Annotated in this window: 23 protein-coding genes and 1 other RNA gene; 9 read left to right on the top strand and 15 right to left on the bottom strand. The window is 66.5% G+C overall.

Going from position 1 to position 23,997, the window contains the following annotated elements; all coding sequences use genetic code 11:
* The 3 genes from AB0H61_RS30290 to ssrA all read right to left on the bottom strand — a co-directional run.
* Nucleotides 1-1,124 (bottom strand): IS110 family transposase (locus AB0H61_RS30290; protein ID WP_357311089.1); only part of this gene is annotated, 1,124 nt, incomplete at its 3' end.
* Between the two features lie 286 nt (nt 1,125-1,410).
* Complete coding sequence (locus tag AB0H61_RS30285; protein ID WP_357311083.1) at nt 1,411-2,322, bottom strand: hypothetical protein; 912 nt, start codon at nt 2,320-2,322, stop codon at nt 1,411-1,413.
* Nucleotides 2,323-2,568: 246 nt separating this feature from the next.
* Nucleotides 2,569-2,940, bottom strand: a transfer-messenger RNA (tmRNA) gene (gene ssrA / locus AB0H61_RS30280).
* Between the two features lie 211 nt (nt 2,941-3,151).
* On the opposite strand from ssrA, the gene AB0H61_RS30275 reads away from it, so the two are divergent.
* The 7 genes from AB0H61_RS30275 to AB0H61_RS30245 all read left to right on the top strand — a co-directional run bounded on the left by AB0H61_RS30275 (nt 3,152) and on the right by AB0H61_RS30245 (nt 10,919).
* Nucleotides 3,152-3,937 (top strand): ABC transporter ATP-binding protein, encoded by a 786-nt coding sequence (locus AB0H61_RS30275; RefSeq protein WP_357311081.1) that lies wholly within the window; start codon nt 3,152-3,154, stop codon nt 3,935-3,937.
* Entirely contained in the window at nt 3,934-4,740 is an 807-nt protein-coding gene (locus tag AB0H61_RS30270; protein WP_357311079.1) for an ABC transporter ATP-binding protein, read from the top strand. The genes AB0H61_RS30275 and AB0H61_RS30270 overlap by 4 nt, the downstream gene beginning before the upstream one ends.
* 31 nt (nt 4,741-4,771) lie before the next feature.
* Nucleotides 4,772-6,001, top strand: a complete 1,230-nt coding sequence (locus tag AB0H61_RS30265; protein WP_357311077.1) for an AMP-binding protein — start codon at nt 4,772-4,774, stop codon at nt 5,999-6,001.
* Nucleotides 5,998-6,936: a branched-chain amino acid ABC transporter permease gene (locus tag AB0H61_RS30260; RefSeq protein WP_357311075.1), complete on the top strand. Its 939-nt coding sequence runs from the start codon at nt 5,998-6,000 to the stop codon at nt 6,934-6,936. Before AB0H61_RS30265 ends, AB0H61_RS30260 begins: the two co-directional genes overlap by 4 nt.
* Complete coding sequence (locus AB0H61_RS30255) at nt 6,933-8,105, top strand: branched-chain amino acid ABC transporter permease (protein WP_357311073.1); 1,173 nt, start codon at nt 6,933-6,935, stop codon at nt 8,103-8,105. Before AB0H61_RS30260 ends, AB0H61_RS30255 begins: the two co-directional genes overlap by 4 nt.
* Nucleotides 8,106-8,132: 27 nt before the next feature.
* A complete protein-coding gene (locus AB0H61_RS30250; RefSeq protein ID WP_357311071.1) occupies nt 8,133-9,446 on the top strand; it encodes an ABC transporter substrate-binding protein in 1,314 nt (437 codons plus the stop codon).
* Between the two features lie 168 nt (nt 9,447-9,614).
* Entirely contained in the window at nt 9,615-10,919 is a 1,305-nt protein-coding gene (locus AB0H61_RS30245) for an ABC transporter substrate-binding protein (RefSeq protein WP_357311069.1), read from the top strand.
* Between the two features lie 40 nt (nt 10,920-10,959).
* Here AB0H61_RS30245 and smpB read toward each other — a convergent pair whose 3' ends face one another.
* From smpB to AB0H61_RS30200, 9 genes are all read right to left on the bottom strand, one after another.
* A complete protein-coding gene (smpB, locus tag AB0H61_RS30240; RefSeq protein ID WP_357311067.1) occupies nt 10,960-11,433 on the bottom strand; it encodes an SsrA-binding protein SmpB in 474 nt (157 codons plus the stop codon).
* A gap of 53 nt (nt 11,434-11,486) precedes the next feature.
* Nucleotides 11,487-11,714, bottom strand: a complete 228-nt coding sequence (locus AB0H61_RS30235; protein WP_357311065.1) for a hypothetical protein — start codon at nt 11,712-11,714, stop codon at nt 11,487-11,489.
* Between the two features lie 159 nt (nt 11,715-11,873).
* Nucleotides 11,874-12,956 (bottom strand): metallophosphoesterase, encoded by a 1,083-nt coding sequence (locus AB0H61_RS30230; protein WP_357311063.1) that lies wholly within the window; start codon nt 12,954-12,956, stop codon nt 11,874-11,876.
* A 131-nt stretch (nt 12,957-13,087) separates the two neighbouring features.
* Nucleotides 13,088-14,965, bottom strand: a complete 1,878-nt coding sequence (gene recQ / locus AB0H61_RS30225; RefSeq protein WP_357311061.1) for a DNA helicase RecQ — start codon at nt 14,963-14,965, stop codon at nt 13,088-13,090.
* Nucleotides 14,966-15,166: 201 nt separating this feature from the next.
* On the bottom strand, nt 15,167-16,069 hold the full coding sequence (ftsX, locus tag AB0H61_RS30220; RefSeq protein WP_357311059.1) for a permease-like cell division protein FtsX: 903 nt from the start codon (nt 16,067-16,069) through the stop codon (nt 15,167-15,169).
* A complete protein-coding gene (gene ftsE, locus AB0H61_RS30215; protein WP_357311057.1) occupies nt 16,069-16,758 on the bottom strand; it encodes a cell division ATP-binding protein FtsE in 690 nt (229 codons plus the stop codon). The genes ftsX and ftsE overlap by 1 nt, the downstream gene beginning before the upstream one ends.
* 234 nt (nt 16,759-16,992) lie before the next feature.
* The gene (locus AB0H61_RS30210; RefSeq protein WP_357311055.1) at nt 16,993-17,841 is read right to left on the bottom strand and encodes a mechanosensitive ion channel family protein; all 849 of its coding nucleotides are present in this window, start codon (nt 17,839-17,841) and stop codon (nt 16,993-16,995) included.
* A gap of 141 nt (nt 17,842-17,982) precedes the next feature.
* The gene (gene prfB, locus AB0H61_RS30205) at nt 17,983-19,098 is read right to left on the bottom strand and encodes a peptide chain release factor 2 (protein ID WP_357311053.1); all 1,116 of its coding nucleotides are present in this window, start codon (nt 19,096-19,098) and stop codon (nt 17,983-17,985) included.
* A 202-nt stretch (nt 19,099-19,300) separates the two neighbouring features.
* Nucleotides 19,301-20,158, bottom strand: coding sequence for a helix-turn-helix transcriptional regulator (locus tag AB0H61_RS30200; RefSeq protein ID WP_357311051.1), 858 nt, complete (start codon nt 20,156-20,158; stop codon nt 19,301-19,303).
* Nucleotides 20,159-20,300: 142 nt separating this feature from the next.
* On the opposite strand from AB0H61_RS30200, the gene AB0H61_RS30195 reads away from it, so the two are divergent.
* On the top strand, nt 20,301-20,897 hold the full coding sequence (locus AB0H61_RS30195; RefSeq protein WP_357311049.1) for an NAD(P)H-dependent oxidoreductase: 597 nt from the start codon (nt 20,301-20,303) through the stop codon (nt 20,895-20,897).
* 171 nt (nt 20,898-21,068) lie between these two features.
* Nucleotides 21,069-21,854 carry a histidinol-phosphatase gene (hisN, locus tag AB0H61_RS30190; protein ID WP_357311047.1) on the top strand — a complete coding sequence of 262 codons (786 nt, stop codon included), beginning with the start codon at nt 21,069-21,071 and terminating at the stop codon, nt 21,852-21,854.
* A gap of 78 nt (nt 21,855-21,932) precedes the next feature.
* Here the strand turns inward: hisN and AB0H61_RS30185 are convergent, their stop codons facing one another.
* The 3 genes from AB0H61_RS30185 to AB0H61_RS30175 form a co-directional block, all read right to left on the bottom strand.
* Nucleotides 21,933-22,448 (bottom strand): GNAT family N-acetyltransferase, encoded by a 516-nt coding sequence (locus tag AB0H61_RS30185; protein ID WP_357311045.1) that lies wholly within the window; start codon nt 22,446-22,448, stop codon nt 21,933-21,935.
* Nucleotides 22,449-22,532: 84 nt separating this feature from the next.
* The gene (locus AB0H61_RS30180; protein ID WP_357311043.1) at nt 22,533-23,498 is read right to left on the bottom strand and encodes an SMP-30/gluconolactonase/LRE family protein; all 966 of its coding nucleotides are present in this window, start codon (nt 23,496-23,498) and stop codon (nt 22,533-22,535) included.
* A gap of 86 nt (nt 23,499-23,584) precedes the next feature.
* Complete coding sequence (locus tag AB0H61_RS30175) at nt 23,585-23,977, bottom strand: MerR family transcriptional regulator (protein ID WP_357311041.1); 393 nt, start codon at nt 23,975-23,977, stop codon at nt 23,585-23,587.
* Nucleotides 23,978-23,997: the final 20 nt, after the last annotated feature.

Genomic DNA, 23,997 nt, shown 5'->3' with positions numbered 1-23,997 from the left:
TGCCTCAAGCGATACCTCGCACGTGAAGTGTTCCGAGCCCTGCGCGCCGACTTCCGAAGCCCGGCACAGCCAGCTTGACATCTATAGGAGCGTCCCGATTGCCCTCCCGGGCTTGCCGTTTCCCGTCGATGTTGGTCGGCGAGCATGCGTGCGTAGACGACATTCGACAGGCGCCGTTTCAATGCCCGCATCGCTTCCATCGAGGTCTTGCCCTCGGCTCTGCGACGGTCGAAATAGGTGCGCCCCGCGCTGGGACGGCGCAATTGAACCACGGCCATGATGTGCAAGACCCGATTGATCTTGCGGTTTCCAGCGCGGGAGAGCCGATGCCGTTGCTGCTGGCCAGAGGAAGCGTCCAAAGGTGCGGTGCCGTTCCAAGACGCGAACCGGTCCCGGTCTCGGAAACGGTGGATGTCACCGACATCGGCGAGCAGCCTGGCCGCGCCAGCGGGTCCGATGCCGTTGGTATCGGTCAGGGTGGATCCATGCTCGGCGACGAGCTCGCGCAGTTCTTTGTCGGAGGCTTTGATCTTGCGGTCGATGTTTTCCAGTTCGCCGATCAACTCGACCACCAGACGCCGCCGGACCTTGCCCGCCGGATCGCGGGGCTTGACGGTGGCGACCAGCTTGCGTGCTTGCATCGCCGACAGGAACTTCTTCGCCCCGCCTGGCAGCAATTCCAGCAGCAACCGGTGCAGTCGGTTGACGGTGTCGGTGCGGGCGCGGCCGAGCTCGTCGCGGCGATCGGCGAGCATGCCCAACGCGATCAACTCCGAATCCGCCTGCACGCGGCGCAGATCCGGTGACCGCAACGCCGCCAACGCCACCGAATGTGCATCCACGGGATCGGTTTTTCGGCCGTTGCCGGTCGCGAACACCCGTACCTGCGCCGAGAGTTTCGCTGGCACGTCGATCACGGTCTCTCCGTCATGGACCAGACGGTGCGCGATATGACGGCCGATACCATTGCAACCTTCGATCGCCCATACTCGCTGCGGGTATCGTTTTCCGGTGGTGAGCATTTCGGCGTAGCCGGTGGTATCAGTGCCGTATCGGCCGGTGGTCAACACCTTTCCGGTTGGGTCGATGATCTCGAGTGTGGCTGAGCGTTTGTGTGGGTCCATTCCGATGATGACCGTCACCAGTGTGTCCTTCCCGTGTCGACGTGTGAGGTCCGTGCGGGAAGGCACCGCTACTTCGAGCTGGGCAAACCCCTCTTCAGCCATTCCCGGCACGGCACCCGGTGAGAGGCAAGCCATGTGAGAGCCACACCAATGACACTGGTGGGCAGCCGATTTGGGAGCTTCTCACCGGGTACCTGGACCCGATCCTGGCCGGGATCAGGCCCTGGCACCAGTGTTAAGTAGCCGAGTTGTGTGCGACGTGGGCATAACCCTGCCACGGTGACTGCTAGCGGTGGAAAGGTAAGGCGCGCACTCGACGACCGGCCTCGGCGGTGAGTACGCTCAGTCGCTCCACTTGACGGATGGGCAGGAATGTGACGGCGTAGTCGTCGCTGTCGGTGTCGAAGGAAACCAGAGCGAACCCGAGGGCACGGCAGTGTTCGGCCACGCGGTCGAGGAAAGCTACGGTGCTGTCGCCGGAATGCCAGTCAGCGGTGGTGGCGGCGAAGCCCGGATACCATTCCCACGATAGTCCGCCAGGGTGGGAAGGCAGCCGCTGCAACATGTCTCGCACCTGGTCTGGGTCTTGCTTCCAGTCGAATTGTGCGAGCACGCCGAGCCCGCCGAAGTAGGGCTCGCCGAGGGCGGAGAGGAAGCCGCGCCACGGCCCGAAGTGATGTGACTCGGCGGGGTTCTGCAGGCTGTATCGAACCGCGGTGACGAGCCACCAATGATCGGACAGCAGCATTTCGGCGATCGACAGTAGGGCTTGGATCTCTCCGACGGCCGGCGGCAAGTCGCTCGCCCGCAACTGGCCGAGAGGTAGCTCGCAGTCGGGGTCGCCGTCGACCCATCCGTCAAGGTGCACGTCCATGGGTGAGGTAACCGAGAACCCCTGGCGCAGAACCTCCACCATTGCCAGCGCAATAGTGCGGTAATCCGTCGGCTCCGGTTCCCAGATTCCGCACCGCCAGGTGCTTTCGCCGGACTCGGGGGCGCGCCAACCGGCATCGCGGAGATATCGCCGCCCGAATTCGCTGAGATCGTCGCACACGTTGACAACGAGGCAGTCGCCGGACTTGGAGAAATCGAGGAACCTCTCGCCCACATCCAGAATCAGGATGGTTGTGTCCGGACTCCGGTACAGCAGCGCCGCAAGATTCGTGGCAAAGCTGTCCCATTCATGGTTGTCGCTCATCTATCTCCCCACCCAGCCAGCACCTTGGCCGTTCGCCACATGATTGCATAGTCGACCGCCAACGAGACCGGGCGGCTGATCCGGAAACCGCGCGGAGGGAGAGCCAACGAGCCAACGCAAGCGAGACCGTGTCTCACATGGCAGCCTTGGCCTCGGCGAGTGCCCACAATGTACCCACGGGCCTTCGGGTGGTCCCGGACGTGGCACAAAAAAAAGCCCCCCACCTGGTGTTTCAGGTGAGGGGCTTGGTGGAGCTGCCGGGAATCGAACCCGGGTCCTCCGCCGCGTCTTCAGGGCTTCTCCGTGTGCAGTTCGCTAAGCCTCTACTCGGATCTCCGGGTCTCGCGAACAAGCTCGGATGACGATCCCAGTCGCTGTTCGATGTCCCGTCCGGCTCCGCGACCGAGTCGGACGGTAATTCCCTCTAGCTGATGCCAGTACCCGGACCGAGGGACGAGCCCGGACTGACAGAGACGACCTGCTACTTAGGCAGCGAGGGCGTACTCGCGCTGATTGGAATCGGCGCTTAATTGGTTGCAACGACGCTTACGGTGGTCTCTTGCCTGCACCGACACGCTTCCCCTGAATCAACGTACGCAGTCGAAACCGTTCAGCCCCGTACGTGCCCGCACCTTGCGGGCTAGTTATGTTAACACTCCCTCCCACCCCGCTCATTCCCATTTTTCCGCCGCATGTCCCGCGATCCCGGCCACCCTTTGAGACCAAGAGGACTCACATTCCGCAAAACGGACATATGGGAGGCGCATGCCCGGTACTGTGCCGTCATCTGCGCGTGAGAGTGGCGCAGAGCACAATCTAGGAGCCTCGGGTGCTGGAAGTTCGGGACCTGCACGTCGTGTACGAAGACGTCATTCTGGTGTGCCGTGGCGTCTCGCTCAGCGTCCCGCAGCACGGGATCGTCGCCTTGCTCGGCGCGAACGGCGCGGGAAAGACCACCACGCTGCGCGCCATCACCGGCCTGCTGGACGTCCATCGCGGCCGCATCACCTCCGGCCGGGTACTGATACACGACCGTGAGATCACCGGGGCCGACCCCGCACGCATTGTCGCGGCCGGGGTGAGTCAGGTGATGGAGGGCAGACGGGTGTTCGCGGGGTTCACCGTCGAGGAGAATCTGCGGGCAGGCGCGCACACCAGGAAGCGGGCGGGGGTCGCGGCCCATCTGGACCGGGTCTACGAGATGTTCCCGCTGCTCGCGCAGCGCCGCACACAACGCGCCGGGCTGCTGTCCGGCGGGGAACAGCAGATGCTGGCGATCGGGCGCGCCCTGATGGCCGAACCGAGGTACCTGCTGCTGGACGAACCGAGCCTGGGGCTGGCTCCCCGGGTGGTCGAGCAGATCCGCGATCTGATCGTGCGGATCAACGAGGCCGGGACCGGCGTGCTGCTGATCGAGCAGAACGCGGCGATGGCGCTGTCCATCGCGACGCACGGATACGTGCTCGAACACGGCCGGATCGTTTTGGACGCACCCGCCGCCGAATTGGCCGCCAACTCCGATATCCAGGAGTTCTACCTGGGCCTCGGCGCGGAGGGCCACGTTTCGCTGCGCGATCTCAAACATTACAAACGCCGTAAGGGGTGGGCGGCATGACGCTGTTGCGGGCCACCGGCCTGAGCCTGAACTTCGGTGGCACCCGTGCGCTTTCGGATATCTCGTTCGAAGTGACCGAGGGCGAACTGCTGGCCGTGATCGGTCCGAATGGGGCGGGCAAGACCTCTCTGTTCAACTGTCTGTCCGGCGTCTACCGTCCGCAGCACGGCAGTATCACCCTCGCTGGCGAGACCATGACCGGCCGCGCCCCGGATGCGATCGCACGGCTCGGCATTGCCCGAATGTTCCAGAACATCGAACTTTTCGACAACCTGACGGTGCTGGACAACATCAAGCTCGGCCGTCACCTGCATCTGCGCTACGGACCGGTCGCCGCCGCCCTGCGTCTGCCGAAGGCTCGTCGCGAGGAACTCGCGGCCCGGCTGTACGCCGAGGGACTCATCGAGTTCCTGGAACTACAGCAGGTCCGCGATCACCCGGTCGGCCTACTGCCCTACGGCGTGAAGAAACGCGTGGAATTGGCCAGGGCGCTGGCCATGGAACCGCGCCTGCTGTTGCTGGACGAACCGGTGGCGGGCATGAATGTCGAAGAGACCACGGATATGGCGCGATTCATCCTCGACGTCCGCACCGACCTGGAGCTCGCCATGATCATGGTGGAGCACGATATGCGCCTGGTCATGGACCTGGCCGACCGGATCATGGTGCTGGACTTCGGCGAACGCATCGCCCTGGGCACCCCGAGCCAGGTGCGCACCGATCCCCGGGTGATCGCCGCCTACCTCGGCACCGGCGACTCGCCGAGCGACAGCGGCGCGGCCGTGCTGGAGGCAAACCCATGACGAGCCGTCCACCGAGCCGGAAGGCGGATCGATGAGTACCGCGCCAGCCCCCACGACCACCGACTCCGGCAACGACAGCGCACTGCCCCGGCTCGTCGCCGACCGCGCCCGCCGCGCACCCCATACCGTCGCCCTGCGCGCGAAGGAACTCGGCATCTGGCAGCAGACCACCTGGTCACAACTGGACGAGGAACTGCGCGTGATCGCGCACGGGCTCGCCGATCTGGGCATCGGCGTCGGTGACCGGGTCGCGCTGCTGGCGGACAACCGGCCGGAGTGGTTGTACGCCGAGCTCGGAACATCCGCGCTGCGAGCCGTTTTCGTCGGCATGCACCCGGCGACCACCTGCACCGCGGTGGAGCAGATCCTCAATGATGCCGCCGTCCGGGTCTTGATCGCGCAGGATCAGGAGCAGGTCGACAAGGCCGTGGAGACGGGCTGCCCGCGCCTGCGCTGGATCGTCCATCTGGAACACCGTGGGCTGCGGGACTATACGGACCCGCGCCTGATCCCCTACGAGGAACTGCGCGAACGCGGCCGCACCCACCGGGTCGCCCATCCCGACCTGCTCGACCTCACCGAAGCGCAACAAACCACCGATGACCTCGCCGCACTGGTCTTTCCGTTCGAATCCGCCCGTGACGACACCGCGGCGACGGAACTCCGGGGCAGCGATATCGCGAGCGCGCTCGGCGGTCTGCGTACGGCGATTCCGGGACGGTCGCCCGATGGCCGCGATGTGGTGTTGCCGTGCCTGTCGCTGTGCGAGCCTGCCGAACGCGCGCTGACCGTCTGGGCCGGTGCGGCTTTCGGTGTGGTCATCCATTTCCCGGAGTCCTACGACACGATCACGGGTGACCTCAGGGAGGTCCAGCCGACACTGCGTCTCGCTCCGGCGGCGACCTGGCAGCGGATGGTCAGCGATATCGAGGAACGGACGGGATCCGCGTCCCGCCTCAAACGCGCGTGCTACCGCCTCGCCCTCGGTGCGATCGATCGCGTCGCGACGCGCCAGGGCGCGTACACCCCGATATCCCGTCTGCTCTTCGCCGTGGGCTATGTGCTGAGCGGCCGCGCCCTGCGCGACAAGCTCGGGCTGCGCAAGACCCGCGCCGCGTTCTGGAGCATCACCGTCCAGGGTTCCGCCCTCCCGCACGACATACCACCCGACCCCGACACCGCCTCCTTCTTCCGCGGTCTCGGCATACCCATCACCCGCACCGAGAACATCTCCCGCACCGACCCGGATCCGGCTCCATGAACGAATTGCTCCAATCCCTGATCCGCGGCATCGGATCGGGCGGCATGTACGCGACCATCGCGGTCGGCTTCGTGATCATCTTCCGCGCGACCGGGGTGCTCAACTTCGCCCAGCCGGTCTTCATGGCCTTCGGCACGTTGTTCTCCTACTATCTGGTCGATTCGGCGGGCCTGCCCTTCGCGGTCGCCGCCCCGCTCGCCATCGCGGCAGTCGCGGTCATCGCCGTCCTCACCGAGCGAATCGCCCTGCGCCCCATGGTGGGACGACCGCCGTTCGCCGCCACCCTCGTCACGATCGGTCTGTTCGCGGCCGGAATCGTGCTGGTAAACAAGCTTTTCGGCGCGAAGGTGATCAGCTCGGGCGATCCGTGGGGCCTGTCCAACTTCTGCCTCGGCGGCCACCGGCCCGCCGACAGCGTGGTCGCGGCCTGTGTCGACGGGGTGACGGTGAATTACACCGACATCTTCAAGGTGCTCACCGCGTTCGCGGTGATCGCGCTGCTGGTGCTCTGGCTGGAGCGCTCCCGCTATGGCCTGGCCATGCGGGCCGCCGCGATGGATCAGGAGACCGCGATGGCGCAGGGCATCGATGTCGGCCGCATCTTCGCACTCTCCTGGGCCCTGGCGGGGGCGCTGGCGGCCGTCGGCGGAATTCTGCTGGGGACCGCACCCGGCGGTGTCGAGGCCGCGGCCACCATGATCGCGCTGAAGGCGTTGCCCGCCATCATTATCGGCGGTCTCGACTCACTGACGGGCGCACTCGCGGGCGCCATGATCGTCGGCCTGACCGAGGCGCTGACCAAGACCTACCAGCCCGATATCGCACCCTGGCTCGGCGCCAATTTCGATGTGGTGATGCCGTATGTGCTGATGTTCGCGGTCCTGCTGATCCGGCCCTACGGGCTTTTCGGCGCCAGAGAGGTACAACGCGTATGACCGCCACGCTGCCGACCCCGCCTCGCAACGCCCCGAAGGTGCCACGCGCGGTGCGCAGCGGTCGCCCCGGGGTCTACACCTCCTACGCCCGTGCCGAGAGCGCGTGGAACACCCCCACCAAGGCATGGTGGGCCCGCGGCGTGCTGGTGCTGGCACTGCTCGCGCCGTTCTTCGTGGCGAAGGACGTCACGAATCTGCTCACGCTGGCCGCGATCTACGCGATCGGCGGCATCGGCCTGAACCTGTTGACCGGCTATGCCGGTCAGGTCTCGCTCGGTCATGCCTTCTTCGTGGGTGTCGGCGCGTACACCGCCGCGGTATTCGGTGGCACCGGCACCAGGGCCGTCTACGGCCTCGGCTGGGATATGGCACTGTGGCTCCCGCTGACCGCGGTGATCCCCGCCGCCCTCGGCCTGCTGGTGGCGCCGCTCGCCGCCCGGGTGCGCGGCCTCTACCTCGCGACGCTGACGCTGGGCCTGGTGATGATCGGCGAGCATATCTTCAAGGAATGGACCTCGGTCACCGGCGGCGGCGGACTCGGCCGGGCGCCCGCTCCGCCGGTACTCTTCGGCACCGACCTGCGCAAACCGGTCCGGGTGGCGGGCGTACTGATCAACGAACAGCGTGCGCTGTACCTGATCAGCCTGGTGTTGCTCGTCATCATGGCGGTACTGGCACGAAATCTCATGTGCTCCAAGATCGGCCGCGCCTTCGCCGCCGTCCGCGACCGCGATATTGCCGCCGAGGTGATGGGGGTTCGGTTGCAGCGCACCAAAACCCAGGCCTTCGTGATCTCCTCGGCCTACGCCGGGGTGGCGGGTGGCCTGCTATCGGTGGTGATCGGGCGGATCAGCCCCGAGCGCTGGAATCTGCTGCTCTCGGTGGACTTTCTGGCGATCGTGCTGATCGGCGGGGCCGCGACGATCACCGGATCGCTCATCGGCGCCTGCTTCGTGGTGCTGCTGCCGCGCGTGCTCGAGGAGTTCACGCACGCTTTTCCGGCGATCACCTCCGAGGGCGGTCGGATCCTCGGTTTCACGCTCGACGAGTTGAAGACGATCCTGTTCGGCCTGCTGATCGCCGGCGTGATCGTACTCGAACCGAGGGGCATATCCGGGCTGGGGTTGCGTATCCGCAACTACTTCCGGACCTGGCCTTTCTCTCACTGATCAGCATTAGTTCAGATAGGAAATATTATGGGAGTCAGCACAATTCGCCGCAGATTGCTACGGTTCGCCGCGGTGCCCGCCATCGCCGGGCTGGTCCTGGCCGGATGTTCCAGCGCCGAGGACGAATCCTCGGGCGCGACGGGACCGGGCGTCACCAGCGAGCCGTGTCCCAACGCGGTCGACAAGAGCAGGGGCTGTATCTATCTCGGTGTGCTCTCCGACCTGGAGGGCGGTCCGTTCGCCGCCCTCGGCAAGGACATCAACGACGGTCAGCTGGCGTTCTGGAAGAAGGTCAACGAATCCGGCGGCATCGGCGGCAAATACGAGGTCGATATCGCGACGAACACCAAGAACACCGCCTACGACCCGCAGAAACACGCCGAGGGCTACCAGCAGGTGGAGCCGAACGTCCTGGCGCTGGCCATGAGCCTAGGGACCATCCACACGCAGGCGGTCCTCGATCGGATGGATGCCGCGAACCTCGTCGCGGTGGCCGGAACACTGTGGTCCGGTTGGCAATTCAACGATACCGACAAGGGCCTGTTGCTGGAGTCCGGCTACTCCTACTGCTCCGAGGCGATCATGGGTCTGGATTGGATCGCGCAGAACAAGACCAAGCCGAAGAAGATCGTAACCGTCAGCTACAAGGGCGATTACGGCGGTGACTATGCCACCGGTGCGAAGAAATGGGCCGAGGCGAACGGCGTCGAGGTGGTCGCGCAGGTCCAGACCGGCCCCAATGCCCAGGTCGGCAACCAGGACGGCCCGGTGGGCCAAATCGTCTCCGCCGCACCGGATGTGGTGCTGCTGGCAACCGGACCCGCGGAAGCGGGCGAGATCATCGGGAAGGCGGCGCTGGGCGGATATCAGGGACGCTTCCTCGGCTCCGGTCCGACCTGGAACGGCGGTCTGCTGAAAAGCGCTGCCGCACCGGCCATCACGGCGCTCTACAATGCGACCTCACCGGTGGACGGCTGGGACGGCACCAGTGCGGGCGCGAAAGCGGCCCGTGCCTCCGCCGCCAAGGAGCCTGCCACCTGGGGATACAGTTCGGGCTGGATGTTCTCGTACTCGATGAAGGCGCTGCTGACCAAGGCCCAGGCCGACGGCAAGCTGAACCGGAAGGGCCTGCGCGACTCCCTCAATGGTCTGCAAGTCGACTACCAGGGTGCGATCCCGGCCAACAGTTACGGCGCGGCCAAGCCCGATCTGACCAAGCAGCGGGCCGTCGTCGCGGTCCCCGACGCGGGTTCGCCGCTGGGTCTCAAGACGATCGTCACCGACTACCACGGACCTACCCAGGACAAGATTTCCCTCACCGAGCCCTGTGTCAAACCGTAAGCCGCGGGGGTCGGGGCGGACTGCCGTATCGGGTTCGCCCCGGCTCCCCTGCGATCGATACGAAGCCGTGTCACGAACCGCTCATTCGATCTCGCATACCGGGTTATGTTTCGTCGGCCGCACCGAGAGGGACCGTTCTTGGGCGGAAGTAGTCGAGGGAGCTACACCATGGCAATCACCAACCGCCGACGCCGCTTGTTCCGCGGCGCGGCTGTTCCGTTAATCATCGGCCTGATCCTGGCCGCCGCCTGTTCGAAGGGCGCGACCCCGACCGTGGGCCCCGGCGTCACCAGCGCGCCCTGTCCACAAGCCATCGATAAGAACAAGGGCTGCATCTATCTCGGTGTGCTCTCCGATCTGGCGAGCGGACCGTTCGCCGCACTGGGCATGACCGTGCATGACGGCCAGCTGGCGTTCTGGAACGAGGTCAACAAATCCGGCGGCATCGGCGGCTACGAGATCGACATCTCCAGCTACGCGAGGGACACCGGCTACGACCCGCAGCGTCACGTCGAGCAGTATCACCACATCGAGCCGCATGTCCTCGCCTTGGCGATGAGCTTCGGCACCACCCAGACCCTCGCGGTGCTGCCCAAGATGGACGAGGCCGACATGATCACCGCCGCGGGCACGCTGTGGTCGGGCTGGCAGTACCGCGATACCGATCGGAATCTGGTCCTGGACGGCGGCTATTCGTACTGCACCGAGGCGATCATGGGGCTGGACTGGTTCGCCAGAAATCAGTATCAGCCGCAAAACATCGCCGTCGTCGCCTACCGCGGCAACTACGGTGGCGATTACGCGGGTGGGGCGCTGAAGTGGGCCAGCGAGAACGGCGCGCGGATCACCGCCCGCATCGACACCGGCCCGAACAGCGAGGTCGGCAACCAGAACCGGCCCGTTATCGAAATCCTCGCCAACCCACCGGATCTCGTTATGCTCGCGACCGGTCCGGCCGAAACCGCCGAAATCGTGGGCACTCTCGTCGCGGCCGGCTATACCGGGCGCTTTCTCGGCTCGGCGCCGACCTGGAACGGGGCGCTACTCAAGACCGCCGCGGCGCCCGCGCTGACCACGCTCTACCACTACACCTCGCCGGTCGACGGCTGGGACGGCCGCAGCCTGGGCGCCCAGCACGCGCGCGCCGCCGCCGCGCACGAACCGACGAATTGGGGCTATAACCTCGGCTGGGCGGGCTCGTACCCGATGAAGGCGCTGCTGACCGCGGCCGCGGCGAACGGCGAACTCAACCGGAAGGCGCTGCGACGTGAGATGAACAATCTGACAGTGGACACCGAGGGCATGACATCGATCCATTCCTACGGCGCGCAGGAACCCGACCTGGCCGCGCAGCGAGCGGTGATCAGCGTGCCGGATCCGACCGCACCGCTCGGCTCGCGCACCCTGACCCCGGACTACCGCGGCCCGACCCTGCAACGGCTCGTCATGCACGGGCCCTGCGCACGCCTCTGACGCTCAGCCGACCGCGGCCGACGACACGGACCGAGCGAGATCAGCGCATACCTTTGACGCGCCGTCCGATCTCGCGAGTGACCTCTCGCTCGGCCGTGCGTCGGGCCAGATCCTGCCGCTTGTCGTAGTCCTGCTTACCCTTGGCCAGCGCCAGCTCGACCTTCACCTTGCCGTCGGAAAAGTACATCGACAGTGGCACCAGCGTCTGATTGCCCTCGCGGGACTTGCCGACCAGGCGTTCGATCTCACGCTTGTGCAGCAGCAACTTGCGCACGCGGCGCGGCGAGTGGTTGGTCCAGGTGCCGTGGCTGAATTCGGGGATGTGCAGCCCACGCAGCCACACCTCGCCGTTGTCCACCGTCGCGAACGCGTCCACCAGCGATGCCTTGCCCTCACGCAGGCTCTTCACCTCGGTACCAACCAGTGCGATCCCGGCCTCGTAGACATCCAGGATCGTGTAGTTGTGCCGCGCTCGGCGGTTGGTCGCGATGACCTTGCGCCCCTTCTCCTTCATAACGATCAACTCTAAGTGACGCGGCAACCGGATTATTCCCAGGTCGGCGCTGCTCAGCCCAGAACGATGTACAGGGCGAACAAGGCGACAAAAGCGATGATGAGCAGAATGGTGGAAATGCGCGGGCGGCCGAGGTGCTGGGGGTGGCGTCGGCCGAGCCAGACCGATTCCGCCCCGGGGTCGTAGATATGTCTGCCCGGCGGCGGCACATCCCCTGGTTCGGATGTCGGGGAGCCGCCGGATACGTTCGACCCGTCGTCGGAGCCATCACCGGATGCCATGGATGCACCGTAGTCGCCGCGACCGCTCATGCGCCTGGTTTGGTGCCCGCGTTACCAATGGTGTTGCGATTCAGCAATGTTGCGCACCGCTACGGACAACGGCCGCGCCCGGCTCGGCCCCGCCGCGGATGAGCCACCGGGCGGACCGACCGCGTCCGGCTAGGCGAGGCGGCGATCGAATGTCTCGGTGGCCGCACCGGTGGCGAGATCGACGGTCACGACGCGCAGGTCGACATTGCCCGGCGTGAGATCGAGGACCATGAACCCGAGCTGGTGGTAGTTCTCGTACAACGCGGAGTGATCGGTTCCGCCGGGAGTGATCTTCGGCTCACCGCCGACGGTTTTGGCGGCGGCGCCGGAGACGATCTGACGGGTGCCCTTCGACTCCTGGGTCGGCTCGAGCACCTGGAGGGAATGGTCGTGCCCGGACAGGATGAAGTGGCACCGCCCGACCACGTGCTCGTCGAAGAACCGCTTGGCGTGCACGCCGTTGATCGGTTCGATCGACAGGCCCTCGTAGCGGCCGGCGTCGCCGTGCGGACCGTTGTTGAGGTACGGGTGGTGGGTGCAGGCGATCTTCCATTTCGCGGGCGATTCGGCGATGGCCCGGTCCAACCAGGCGCGCTGCTCGTTCATGTATTGGCCGTCGACCGCCCAGTACGGGGCGAGGAACGGCGGGATGTAGGCGGCGAGCGGGTTGAGATCCAGTACGAAGAACTCGACCACCGGGTTCTCCTCCGGCACCCGCACCGAGTAATACCGGCTCGGCATCCACCAGCGCGCCGAGTTCGCGTGGTACTCCACCTCGTGGTTGCCGCGCAGCAACCAGCCGCCGTCACCGGGCAGCACCGAACTGGTGTCGTGATTGCCGAGGACCATCGCCCAGGGGAAGTCCAGGCCGGTGTTGGGATTTTCGAACTTCTCCGCGAATTGGATATCGGTCGCGGAGGTCGGGCCGCTCTCGTAGATGTTGTCGCCCAGTCCGATCGCCAGCGAGAACGGTTCGCGGCGATGGAATTCGCGCGCGGCGTCGGCGACCGCCCACTGGTTGCGGGTGCCTGTTCCCGCGTCACCGGTGACCAATACGCGCACGCTGCGACCGGCCTGGAAGGGGAATTTGGTGACGCCCGGCGCGACCGGCACGGCGTGGGCGGGCGAGAGGCCGACCAGTGTCGCACCCGCCACGACCGCCGCGGCACCCGTCAGCAGTTCCCTGCGGCCGATCCCGTGCGCGTCACTCATCCCATACCTCCAACTGGTTCGCCCGGTGATACCCCACCGAAGATACTGGTCGATTGACCAGCATTGGTCCACGTGCGGGAACAATAGTTCACGATCCGTAAACCTGAGCAAAAATTCGCATTCGGCGCTGATCACGCCCCCGCGAGCACCTCGAGCACACCCTCGCCGTACTTGGCCAGCTTGTTCTCACCGACGCCGTTGACGGTTCCGAGCTCCGCCAGACCGGTCGGCTTGAGCGCCGCGATCTCGCGCAGGGTGGCGTCGTGGAACACCACGTAGGCGGGTACGCCCTGCTCCTTGGCGGTGGCAGCACGCCATTCCCGCAACTTCTCGAAGACCGGCACATCGGCGGGGGCCATATTCGCGGCCGCCGCCTTGCCCGCCTTGGCAGCGCGGGCGGGTTTGGTGGCCCGCTCCGGCTCGCGGCGCAGACGCACCGGGCGGCCCTCGAACAGCACCTCGTTACTCGCCTCGGTGAGGGTGAGCACGCCGTAGTCTCCGTACACCGCGAGCAGGCCCTGAGCCAGCAATTGCCGCACCACACCACGCCATTCGACATCGCGCAGATCGGTGCCGACCCCGAAGACCTTGAGCTCGTGGTGATCGTGCTGCAACACCTTGGGATTCGATTTGCCGAGCAGGATGTCGACGATGTGGCCCGCCCCGAAGCTCTGTCCGCGTTCGCGTTTCAGCCGCAGCACCGCCGAGAGCAGCTTCTGCGCGGCCACGGTGCCGTCCCAGGACTCCGGCGGGGTGAGGCAGGTGTCGCAGTTGCCGCATGGCGTCCCACCGGGCTGGCCGAAGTAGGCGAGCAACTGCCCGCGGCGGCACGACACCGTCTCGCACAGCGCCAACATCGCGTCCAGATGCAGTTGCAGCTGCCTGCGGTGACTGGCATCACCGTCGGAACTGTCGATCATCTTGCGCTGCTGCACCACATCGTTGAGCCCGTAGACCATCCACGCGGTGGAGGGCAGTCCGTCGCGACCCGCGCGACCGGTCTCCTGGTAATAGCCCTCCACCGACTTGGGCAGGTCGAGGTGGGCGACGAAGCGCACGTCGGGTTTGTCGATACCCATGCCGAAGGCGATGGTGGCGACGACGACCAAGCCGTCCTCGCGCAGGAACCGCGCTTGGTTCTCGGCGCGGGTCCGATTGTCCAGACCGGCGTGATAGGGCACGGCGCTGACACCGTTCTCGGTGAGGAAGGCCGCGGTCTTCTCCACCGAATTGCGCGAAAGGCAGTAGACGATGCCCGCATCACCCGCGTGCTCGGCGCGGATGAACTCCAGCAGCTGCCGCTCGGGCCGGTTCTTCGGTTCGATCCGGTACTGGATATTGGGCCGGTCGAAGCTGGCCACGAAGCGGCGGGCGCCGCCGAGATCCAGCCGCTGGATGATCTCGTCGCGGGTCTTCTCGGTCGCGGTGGCGGTCAGTGCGATGCGTGGCACATCCGGCCAGCGCTCGTGCAGCATCGACAGCCCCAGATAGTCGGGCCGGAAGTCGTGACCCCATTGCGATACGCAGTGCGCCTCATCGATGGCGAACAGCGCCACCTTGCCGCGACCGAGCAGCTGCACCGTCGACTCCAGCCGCAGCCGCTCCGGAGCCAGGTACAGCAGATCCAAGTCACCGGCCACGAACTGGGCCTCCACCATCCGGCGCTCATCCGGGAACTGGGTGGAGTTCAGGAAACCGGCCCGGACGCCGAGTGCGCTCAGCGCATCGACCTGGTCCTGCATCAGCGCGATCAGCGGCGACACCACCACCCCGACGCCGGGCCGGACCAGCGCGGGCACCTGGTAGCACAGCGACTTGCCGCCGCCGGTCGGCATCAACACCAGCGCGTCCCCGCCCGCGACCACATGTTCGACGATGTCGCGCTGGTCGCCGCGGAAGCTGTCGTACCCGAAGACCCGGCGTAGAACCTGTTGCGCCGCACCGTCTTCGGCGCCCGCGCGGGGTTCGCCGTCGGTCACCGGAGCCGGGAAAGCGTCGGGGGGAGTCACCCGGCCCATCCTACGAGCGCGCCGCAACCCCCGCGCCGGTAGCTCGGGCCCGACCACGGCCGATGAACCGGATACTCCACAGGTGGACAACAATTCGTGCCCGGGGGCCTTGACACCACACCGGCCCCTCGCACCCGGATATGCGTCGGCCATTGCCCCGGCAGGCACCGGGGCGATGGTCGATACTCGGCCGAACCGAGACTATTCGCGCACGTAGTAGCGCAGTGTCGCGTATGCCGTCACCGCGGCCACCACCACGCCGACCGGCGCGATGGTCAGTGCGACGATCGCGATATCGTCCCCGGTGATCCGCGGGAAGACATTGCTGTCGAACAGCGGCCCCAGGGCCCGGTCGATCACCAACGGCCGAGCGATGAGCAGCCCGAGAATCGCCAGCAACGATCCCGCCAGCGCCGCGGCCACCGCCTCCATCAGGAATGGCAGCTGCGTGTACCAGCGGGTGGCGCCGACCAGCCGCATGATGCTCACCTCGGCGCGGCGGGTGAAGGCCGCGATCTGCATCATGTTCGCGATCAACAGCAGTGCGGCCAGTGCCATGACGACGGCGAGACCGAACGCGGCATTGCGCAGCCCGTCGAACAGCCGCAACAGCCGGTCCACGAACTCCCGATCGTTGGCGACGGTCCGCACGCCCTCCCGATTACTGAAGGCCTTGTAGATGTGCCCGTACTGGTCACCGTCGGTCATCTTCACCCGCATGGAGGCGGGCAGCGGCGTCTCGGAGATGTACTGCACCATCTCGGGCTGGTCCTCGAAGAGTTTCTTCGCCTCCTCCAGCGCGGCGGCGCGATTGAGGAACTGGACGCTGACCACGCCCGGCGTCTTCTTCATATCGACCAGCAGGGATTTACACGGCTCGGCCGCGCAGTCCGGATCGCTGTTGGAGATTTCGTCGTCGAGGTAGAACCGCACCTCCAGCCGACCGGTGAAGTACTGCTCGGTCTTATCGGCCATCCGGACCGAGAGCAGGCCGCCGCCGAGCATCGCCAGCGACACCGCGGTGGTCAGGATCATCGCCACGGTCATCGTCACATTGCGGCGCAGGCCGGTGAGGACCTCGCCGAACAGGAAACTCGCGCGCATTACCGATCCACCCCGTATACGCCGGTCGCCTCGTCGCGCACCAGTCTGCCGCGATCGAGCTCGACCACCCGCCTGCGCATCGCATCGACGATGTGATTGTCGTGGGTCGCCATCAGCACCGTGGTGCCGATGCGGTTGATCCGCTCCAGCAGCATCATGATGTCGGCGCTGGTGTCCGGGTCGAGGTTGCCGGTCGGCTCGTCGGCCAGCAGCACCAAAGGCCGGTTGACGAACGCCCGAGCGATCGCCACCCGCTGCTGCTCACCGCCGGACAGTTCGCTCGGCAGCCGATCTCCCTTGCCGCCGAGTCCGACCATATCCAGGACCTCCGGGACGGTGCGGTCGATGAACTGACGTCGCTTACCGATCACCTCCAGCGCGAAGGCGACATTCTGGTGGACCGTCTTCTGCTGGAGCAGCCGGAAGTCCTGGAAGACACAGCCGATGCGCTGGCGCAGCTTGGGCACCTTCCGCCCGGGTAACCTGTCGACCCGGAAATCGGCGACGCGTATCTCTCCCGTGGTGGGGGTCTCCTCTTTGAGCAGCAGGTTCATGAAGGTCGACTTGCCGGAACCGGACGGTCCGATGATGAAGACGAACTCGCCCTTGTCCACATCGACGGTGATGTTGTCCAGCGCGGGTCGCGTCGACGTCTTGTACGTCTTGGTGACGTTCCGCATGGTGATCACGGGGAGCCAGTGTAGCCAGAAGGGCTCACGAACCAACTGCTGCGATACAGCTACCGATCGGCAGGCTCCGTAGTCGCCACTGCCGGAGCTGTATTTACCAGCACACTCGTGCCGAATGGAATCGTCTGCTCAGGTTTGACAAAGAAGTATAGCACAAACGTAGCAACCCAAGTGGCCATCAGGATCGCGGTCGATTTGCGCGGCTTCACCGATTCCCGCAGGATCACGGTCGATCTAAGTGGTCTCACTGATTCCCTCCCGGCGCAGTGCCGCGGCGACTCGCACGCGCAACTCGCGGCCGACCTCGAACTGCTTACCCGGCAATGTGCGGGCGACCATTCGGATATTGATCTGGTCCACGGCGAGGTCGTCGATGCCCATCACGGTGGGCTCGTCGAGCAGTAGCGGTTTCAATCGTCGGTCCTGGTACGCCTGTGTACCGACCTCGTGCAATATCTCGTTCACCCGGGTGATGTCGACGGTGGCCGCCACCGGCACGTCGATCGCGGCGCGCGCCCAATCCTTCGACAGATTGGTCACTTTCACGATCTGACCGTTCGGCACGGTAATCACTTCGCCGTCGGAGTTGCGCAGCGTGGTGATCCGCAGCGTGACATCCTCGACCGTACCCTCGGCCATCTCCGCGGAGCCGGTCACCGCGATCCGAACCACATCACCGAAGCCGTACTGCCGCTCGGTGATCAGGAAGAATCCGGCCAGAATGTCCTGCACGATGCGCTGCGCGCCGAAACCCAGTGCCGCACCGAGCACCGCGGCGGGCGCGACCAACCCGGTGACCTGAAAACCGAGACGCTGCAACACTTCCATGCCGACCAGCACGTAGACGATGGTCAGCACCACCCAGGTGAGTACCTGCGCCAGCGCATGCCGATGCTTGGCCGCCTCGGAGCGCACCAGCGCATCGCTGCTGCGGAAACCGGAGTCGATCTTCTGGGTGATCCGGTCCCGGATGAACGTCGCGAAGCGGCTGAACAGCACCGCTCCCAGCAGCAGCAGGACTATTTCGAGCCCGCTGGAGCGCAGCCAGTCCGTGGCGTCCGACGAGGTTCCGAGCGCGATCACCGGGCGGGCTCCCGCAATGTCACACCTTCCGCAACACACACGCCAGATAGGCTACAACGGCTCGCGCCGACGTACGGCGCGTCGGACCGATCCGGCCCCGCCGCGAATCCGTGGCGAGGCCGAATTGCGGCCCGCCGCAAATTAATTCGCTTGCTCCCGCATGCGCCACCGGATGCCGGACTCGATGAAGCCATCGATATCGCCGTCCAGCACCGCGGTCGGATTGTTCACCTCGTGATTGGTGCGCAGATCCTTGACCATCTGATATGGGTGCAGCACGTAGGACCGCATCTGGTTGCCCCAGGACGCGCCCTCGTTGGTCTTCAGCGCGTCCATTTCGGCGCGCTCCTCCTGCCGCTTGCGCTCCAGCAGCTTGGCCTGGAGCACGCGCATGGCCGAAATCTTGTTCTGCAGCTGGGATTTCTCGTTCTGGCAGGTGACCACGATGCCGGTCGGAATGTGGGTCAGGCGCACCGCCGAGTCGGTGGTGTTGACGCTCTGGCCACCCGGACCGGAGGACCGGTACACATCCACCCGGACCTCGCCCTCCGGAATCTCGATGTGATCGGTGGTCTCGACGACGGGCAGCACCTCGACCTCGGCGAAGGAGGTCTGGCGGCGGCCCTGATTGTCGAACGGGCTGATCCGCACCAGGCGGTGGGTGCCCATCTCGACCGAGAGCGTGCCGTAGGCGTAGGGCGTCTTCACCGCGAAGGTCGCGCTCTTGATGCCCGCCTCTTCGGCGTAGGAGGTGTCGTAGACCTCGACGCTGTAGTTGTGCCGATCCGCCCAGCGGATATACATGCGCATCAATTTCTCGGCCCAGTCGGCGGCGTCCACGCCACCCGCGCCGGAGCGGATGTTGACCAGCGCCTCGCGCTTGTCGTACTCGCCCGAGAGCAGCGTCCGGACCTCCATCGCCTCCACATCACCGTGCAGGGCGGCCCGCTCGGCGTCGGCCTCGGCGAGCGCGGCCGTCCTGGCCTCGCCCTCCTCGTCCTCGGCCAGCTCGTACAGCACCGGCAGATCCTCGAGCCGCTGCCGCAGCTCTTCCACGCGGCGCAGTTCGCCCTGGGCGTGGGAAAGTTCGCTGGTGACCTGCTGAGCGTGGTCCTGGTCGTTCCACAGGTCCGGATCCGCGGCCTGGTGCTCGAGTTCATCGATGCGGCGGCGTAGTTCCTCGATATCGAGGACCGATTCGACCGTCTTGAGGGTCGAATCGAGTTCGGCGAGGTCGGCGGAAACGTCAGGATGCACGATGTTCAAGCCTAGCTGGCCCCCCGCGCCCGCGGCTCTTCAGGCCGGATGAGTGGGAGCCGACTGGCTGACGTTCTGAATTTGCTTCGAAGTACCCATAACTCGAGCGTACCGACGGCGCGCGCACCCGGCGAGATCATTTCGGCCACGGCATGCGGATGCGGTGAGCGAGCGGGTTGCTGTGCGCCACAGCGGCGGCGCGTCAATCGTTGACCGCGCGCAGCGCGCCGGGCCTGCGTCCGCTGAGGGTGTCGAGCGCGGCGGCGGCGGCGTCATCGGCGGGCAGGTGCACGATCAACTGCTGATCGTCATCGGCGGAGAGTTCGAGAGTTTCGAAGGCCAACCGCAGTGGACCGGCCTCCGGGTGGACGAAGCGGGTCACGCCGGTGGCGGCGGGCAGGCTGGGGACGGTGTCCACTCGGCGGGTGAACTCCTCACCCGCGACCACGGTCAGCTCGTCGACCAGGGCGGCGATATTCGGGTCGGCGCGAAAGGGGCCGTGCTTGAGCCCGGCGACCAGTTCATCGGCGAGGTGGTCCCAGTCCGGGTAGGCGGTGCGGGCGCGCGGATCGGTGAAGGCGAATAGCGCCAGGTTCGCCGACTGTGCGTCGTCCAGCAGCCCGGTCGGCGCCATCAACCGCCGGTATCCCTCGGTGTAGGCGAGGACCTCGCTGAGCCGGTTGACGACCACGGCGGCCGCGGGTTCGAGCCGGTCCAGCACCGCGCGGACGGTGGGCCGCACCTCGCGGTTCGGCGGCGCGGCTCCCATACAGCTGAAGCCGGGGTCGGCGGCCTTCGTCAACCGGTACAGGTGAATTCGCTCACTCGGCGTGAGGCGCATGGCATCGGCGAGCGCGGACAGCACCGACGGCGAGGGGTGACGATCGCGACCCTGTTCCAGCCGGGTGATGTACTCCACACTCACCCCGGCCAAGGTGGCGAGTTCGGCGCGCCTCAGTCCGGGTGTGCGGCGGCGCGGTCCGGTGGGCAATCCGACCTGCGCCGGGGCCACCGATTCGCGGCGGGTCCGCAGGAACAGACCCAACTCGTTGTCGCTCACCTTTCGAACCTAACAAGCGGCGCCCGCGCGAGGGTGTCCCTGCCACTACCACTCTCCCGGCGGCCTTCCTGGTGATCGCTCGCGACCGCAGAGTTGGTCGACGACGGCCGATCCGGTCGCTGACCACCCGAAGGAGAACAGCATGTCCAGCACACCACTGAAGCTCGCGGTCATCATCGGCAGCGTCCGGGAGGGACGTTTCGGCCCGGTGGTCGCGTCCTGGTTCGTCGACCGAGCCGAACGACACGGCGCGTTCGAGGTGGACGTCATCGACCTCGCCGATGCCGATATCCCCCTGCCACTGCCCGCGGTCTCGCCCATGATGGAGCCGAACCCGCCACGCCCGGACGGCATGCTCGACCTCACCGCGCGGCTGGCGGCGGCCGACGCATTCGTCATCGTCACCCCCGAATACAACCGCAGTTATTCCGCCGCGTTGAAGGCCGCCATCGACTGGCACTTCACCCAGTGGGACACCAAGGCCATCGGCTTCGTCGGCTATAGCGGCGCCAGTGGCGGCCTGCTCGCCATCGAACATCTGCGGCAGGTGTTCGGCGAACTCAACGCACACACCGTCCGCAACTATGTCTCGTTCCCCCGCTACTACCTGCTTTTCGACGAGGAAGGAAACCTGCGCGAACCCGCCGAGCCCGCGGCTGCCGCCGAGGCCATGCTCGACCAGTTGCATTGGTGGGCAAGCGCCCTCACCGCCGCCCGCGCGATCCCCGCGGCCGTCTGAGCTACCGCTCCGCGCACCGAAGAGCAGCGCTGAGCAGACCACATGAAGCCTGCGTGACCCATCCCGGGAGCCGTCCCTGGATCAGCGCCGTGGCGAACTGCCGCAGGCGCGACTGCGGGTTGTCGCGTGCCGCGCGGGGCGGGGGCGGCAATGCCCGATAGGGTTCGGGTCGTGGCTGCTCACTCCTCTGATCTGGAACTCGCCCTGCGGCTGGCCGATGAGGCCGATGCCATCACCAAGGCGCGGTACGGTGCGCTCGATCTGAAGGTGGATTCGAAGCCGGATCTGACTCCGGTATCGGATGCGGATCTCGCGGTGGAGCGGGCGATCCGGCGGTTGCTGGGACATGCGCGACCGGACGATTCGGTACTCGGTGAGGAGTTCGGCGGCGACGCCGAGTTCAGCGGGCGTCAGTGGGTGGTCGACCCGATCGACGGCACCAAGAACTTCGTCCGCCGCGTGCCGATCTGGGCCACGCTGATCGCCCTGTTGGAGGACGGCGTCCCGGTGGTGGGTGTGGTGAGCGCGCCCGCACTGGCCCGCCGCTGGTGGGCCGCCGCCGGTTCCGGCGCCTGGGCCGTATGCCACCCCGGTGCGCCGCAACCGATCTCGGTCTCCGCGGTGGCCGACCTCGGCTCGGCCAGCCTGGCCTTCGCCAGCCTCTCCGGCTGGCGCGAACGCGGCCTGCGGGACGCATTCCTCGATCTCACCGACGACGTCTGGCGGGTCCGCGGCTACGGCGACTTCTTCAACTACTGCCTGCTCGCCGAGGGCGCGGTCGACATCGCCACCGAACCCGAAGTGTCGCTGTGGGATCTGGCCGCCCTGGACATCCTGGTCCGCGAGGCGGGCGGCGCCTTCACCGCGCTCGACGGTCGGCCGGGTCCGCACGGCGGCGACGCCGTGGCGACCAACGGATTGCTGCACGACGAGGTGCTGACCCGCCTGCGGCCGTAGCGGCAGTTCGATGGCAACCCGCACGGCAGCCACGGGACGCGGCGGCACCGGTCGGGCGGACCCGATTCTGGCGTCCGGTCAGGCCCGAGGCAACTCCTTCTCGAACAGCACCACCCGATCGGTGCCGTGGAACCGCGGTGGCAGCGTAGCCTCCCGGATCTCGGTGAAACCCTGTGCGGCGTAGTACTTCCGGAGTATGTGATTCTCGGCGGCAGCGTCCAGCCGCTGTCTGGTGAGGCCGCGTGCCCGAGTGCGGTCCGCGCAGAACCGGATGATCCGGGCCCCGAGGTCGCGGCCCCGATGCTCCGGCGCGACCATCAGCCCGTGGATGTACCCGGCCTCGGCGTCGTCCGCGCCCCAGAAGTCCGGATCCCGCCAGACCAGGCGCACCGCGGCGATCAGCACGCCCCCATCGCGCCACACGAACCACTCACCGCGTGCTGCCTCCGCACCCACCAGCGCGACGGGATACTCACCGGGCAACCACTGCGCGATGCCGTTGTCCACCATCCACCGGGCGAGCCGGTTCCGCAGTCGGGCGATCTCCTCGGCATCTTCGGCCGTGGCCGGACTCATGGGCGCTGCTTCGGGCACGGCGGCTCCTCTCCCCTGGCGGTCGACAATACCGAACCTGCTGCGCCACAAGGCGTACGGCGGGTGCGATCCGGCCGACCGCCATCAGCGCCGAGGATCGGCGGGGGTGAGGTCGAAGTCCGCCGGTGGGCGCAGCCGTCGCAGGGTGCCGTCCATGCTGGTCACATAGAGGGCCCAGGAGTCACCGTCGCGGACGATGCGCACCGAGGTGGCGCCGTCGGGTGGATTGCGGACCGGGCCGGATTTGATCAGACCCGTAATGATGGTGCAGGCCGCGCCGGTGGCGGTGTCGACCTGGTAGACCGCGCCGAGGACATGGTCGGCAACGAACAGCTGACCCGACCGCGTCGCCTCCATATCGTCGGGCACCGCGAACAGCTTGGGCACGCCGGTGACCACGGTCGGACTATTCGGTGTGGCCAGCGGAATCCGGAAGATCTGCAGGGCCAGGCTGTCGGTGAAGATCGACGTGCCATCGGGCGCGAGGGCAAGACCGTTGGTCAATGGCAGCGACGACCACGTCTTCGTGTATTCGCCCGTCGACGGTCGATATCGCGAGATGCCGGTGGGTGGACCGGATATGCCGATCGTGGTGAACAGTAGATCGCCATCGGGCAGCACCAGCAGGCCGTTCGGACCGTTGAGCCCGGTCAGCAGCGTGGTCACCGCACCGGTTTCGATGTCGTAGCGCGCCAAGGTACCCGGCGGTGCGTCCAGTCCGTCACCGGTGAGGAAGTAGACCGACGACCCGACCACTCGCACCCCGGCCGGGTGATCCAGCCCGGTCACCACCTTCTCGAAGCCGCCGGCGCTGTCCACATGGGCCAGGAACCCGTCCAGAAGCCCGGTGACGTAGAACCCGCCCTTACCGTCGCTGTCCAGATTCTCCAGATTGCCGACGCCGCTGACCACCGTCTCGGCCGTCCACCCCGTGTCGCACGAGGCCGCTATCGGCTGCGCTGCCGCCGGAGTCGTGGCGAGTACACCCGCTGCCAGCACACCGGCGAACACCGCGGCCCGTACCCGTCCACTCCCCATCCCTATGACCATGCGGGACAAGATAACAGGACTACCGCCGAAGGGTCGGCCCATGAAATGCCGCACCGGACGCCGGAATCGGGTGCGTCGTTCGGCGATCAGCGCGGCGATGGTGCGGGCGTGGTGTACTCGCCGTCGGGCCAGTTGCGCATGAGTTCGCGCCGTATCCTGAGCAGTTCGCGCTGCCGATTCAGTTCCGCGATCTTCTGCTCCAGTTCGGCGGCGCGTTTATCGACGATGGTGATGGATTCCTCGCAGGACAGCACCCACCGGTTCGGCCCGCGGTAACACGGCATCAGCAGGCGAATGTCCTCGGTGGGCAGGCCCGCCGCGAGCAGATCCCGAATATGCGCGACGCGGTCGGGCGCATCGTCGGAGTAGCAGCGGTAGCCGTTGGCGTCGCGCTGCGGATGCAGCAGACCCTGCTCCTCGTAATACCTGAGCAGCCGCGAACTCACACCGGTCCGGGCGGCCAATTCACCGATCAGCATGTGACCCCGCTCACCGCTCC

It is taken from the genome of Nocardia sp. NPDC050710 (assembly GCF_040654375.1).
In the GTDB taxonomy this organism is placed as follows: domain Bacteria; phylum Actinomycetota; class Actinomycetes; order Mycobacteriales; family Mycobacteriaceae; genus Nocardia.
This window is presented reverse-complemented; position numbering and strand designations above follow the sequence as displayed.

Coding starts and splice junctions, on each gene's coding strand:
- AB0H61_RS30260 (WP_357311075.1), top strand. CDS start 5,998: ATGAACGAATTGCTCCAATCCCTGATCCGCGGCATCGGATCGGGCGGC.
- AB0H61_RS30285 (WP_357311083.1), bottom strand. CDS start 2,322: ATGAGCGACAACCATGAATGGGACAGCTTTGCCACGAATCTTGCGGCG.
- AB0H61_RS30250 (WP_357311071.1), top strand. CDS start 8,133: ATGGGAGTCAGCACAATTCGCCGCAGATTGCTACGGTTCGCCGCGGTG.
- AB0H61_RS30265 (WP_357311077.1), top strand. CDS start 4,772: ATGAGTACCGCGCCAGCCCCCACGACCACCGACTCCGGCAACGACAGC.
- AB0H61_RS30235 (WP_357311065.1), bottom strand. CDS start 11,714: ATGGCATCCGGTGATGGCTCCGACGACGGGTCGAACGTATCCGGCGGC.
- ftsX (WP_357311059.1), bottom strand. CDS start 16,069: ATGCGCGCGAGTTTCCTGTTCGGCGAGGTCCTCACCGGCCTGCGCCGC.
- AB0H61_RS30230 (WP_357311063.1), bottom strand. CDS start 12,956: ATGAGTGACGCGCACGGGATCGGCCGCAGGGAACTGCTGACGGGTGCC.
- AB0H61_RS30175 (WP_357311041.1), bottom strand. CDS start 23,977: ATGCTGATCGGTGAATTGGCCGCCCGGACCGGTGTGAGTTCGCGGCTG.
- AB0H61_RS30180 (WP_357311043.1), bottom strand. CDS start 23,498: ATGGTCATAGGGATGGGGAGTGGACGGGTACGGGCCGCGGTGTTCGCC.
- smpB (WP_357311067.1), bottom strand. CDS start 11,433: ATGAAGGAGAAGGGGCGCAAGGTCATCGCGACCAACCGCCGAGCGCGG.
- AB0H61_RS30255 (WP_357311073.1), top strand. CDS start 6,933: ATGACCGCCACGCTGCCGACCCCGCCTCGCAACGCCCCGAAGGTGCCA.
- AB0H61_RS30270 (WP_357311079.1), top strand. CDS start 3,934: ATGACGCTGTTGCGGGCCACCGGCCTGAGCCTGAACTTCGGTGGCACC.
- AB0H61_RS30245 (WP_357311069.1), top strand. CDS start 9,615: ATGGCAATCACCAACCGCCGACGCCGCTTGTTCCGCGGCGCGGCTGTT.
- AB0H61_RS30195 (WP_357311049.1), top strand. CDS start 20,301: ATGTCCAGCACACCACTGAAGCTCGCGGTCATCATCGGCAGCGTCCGG.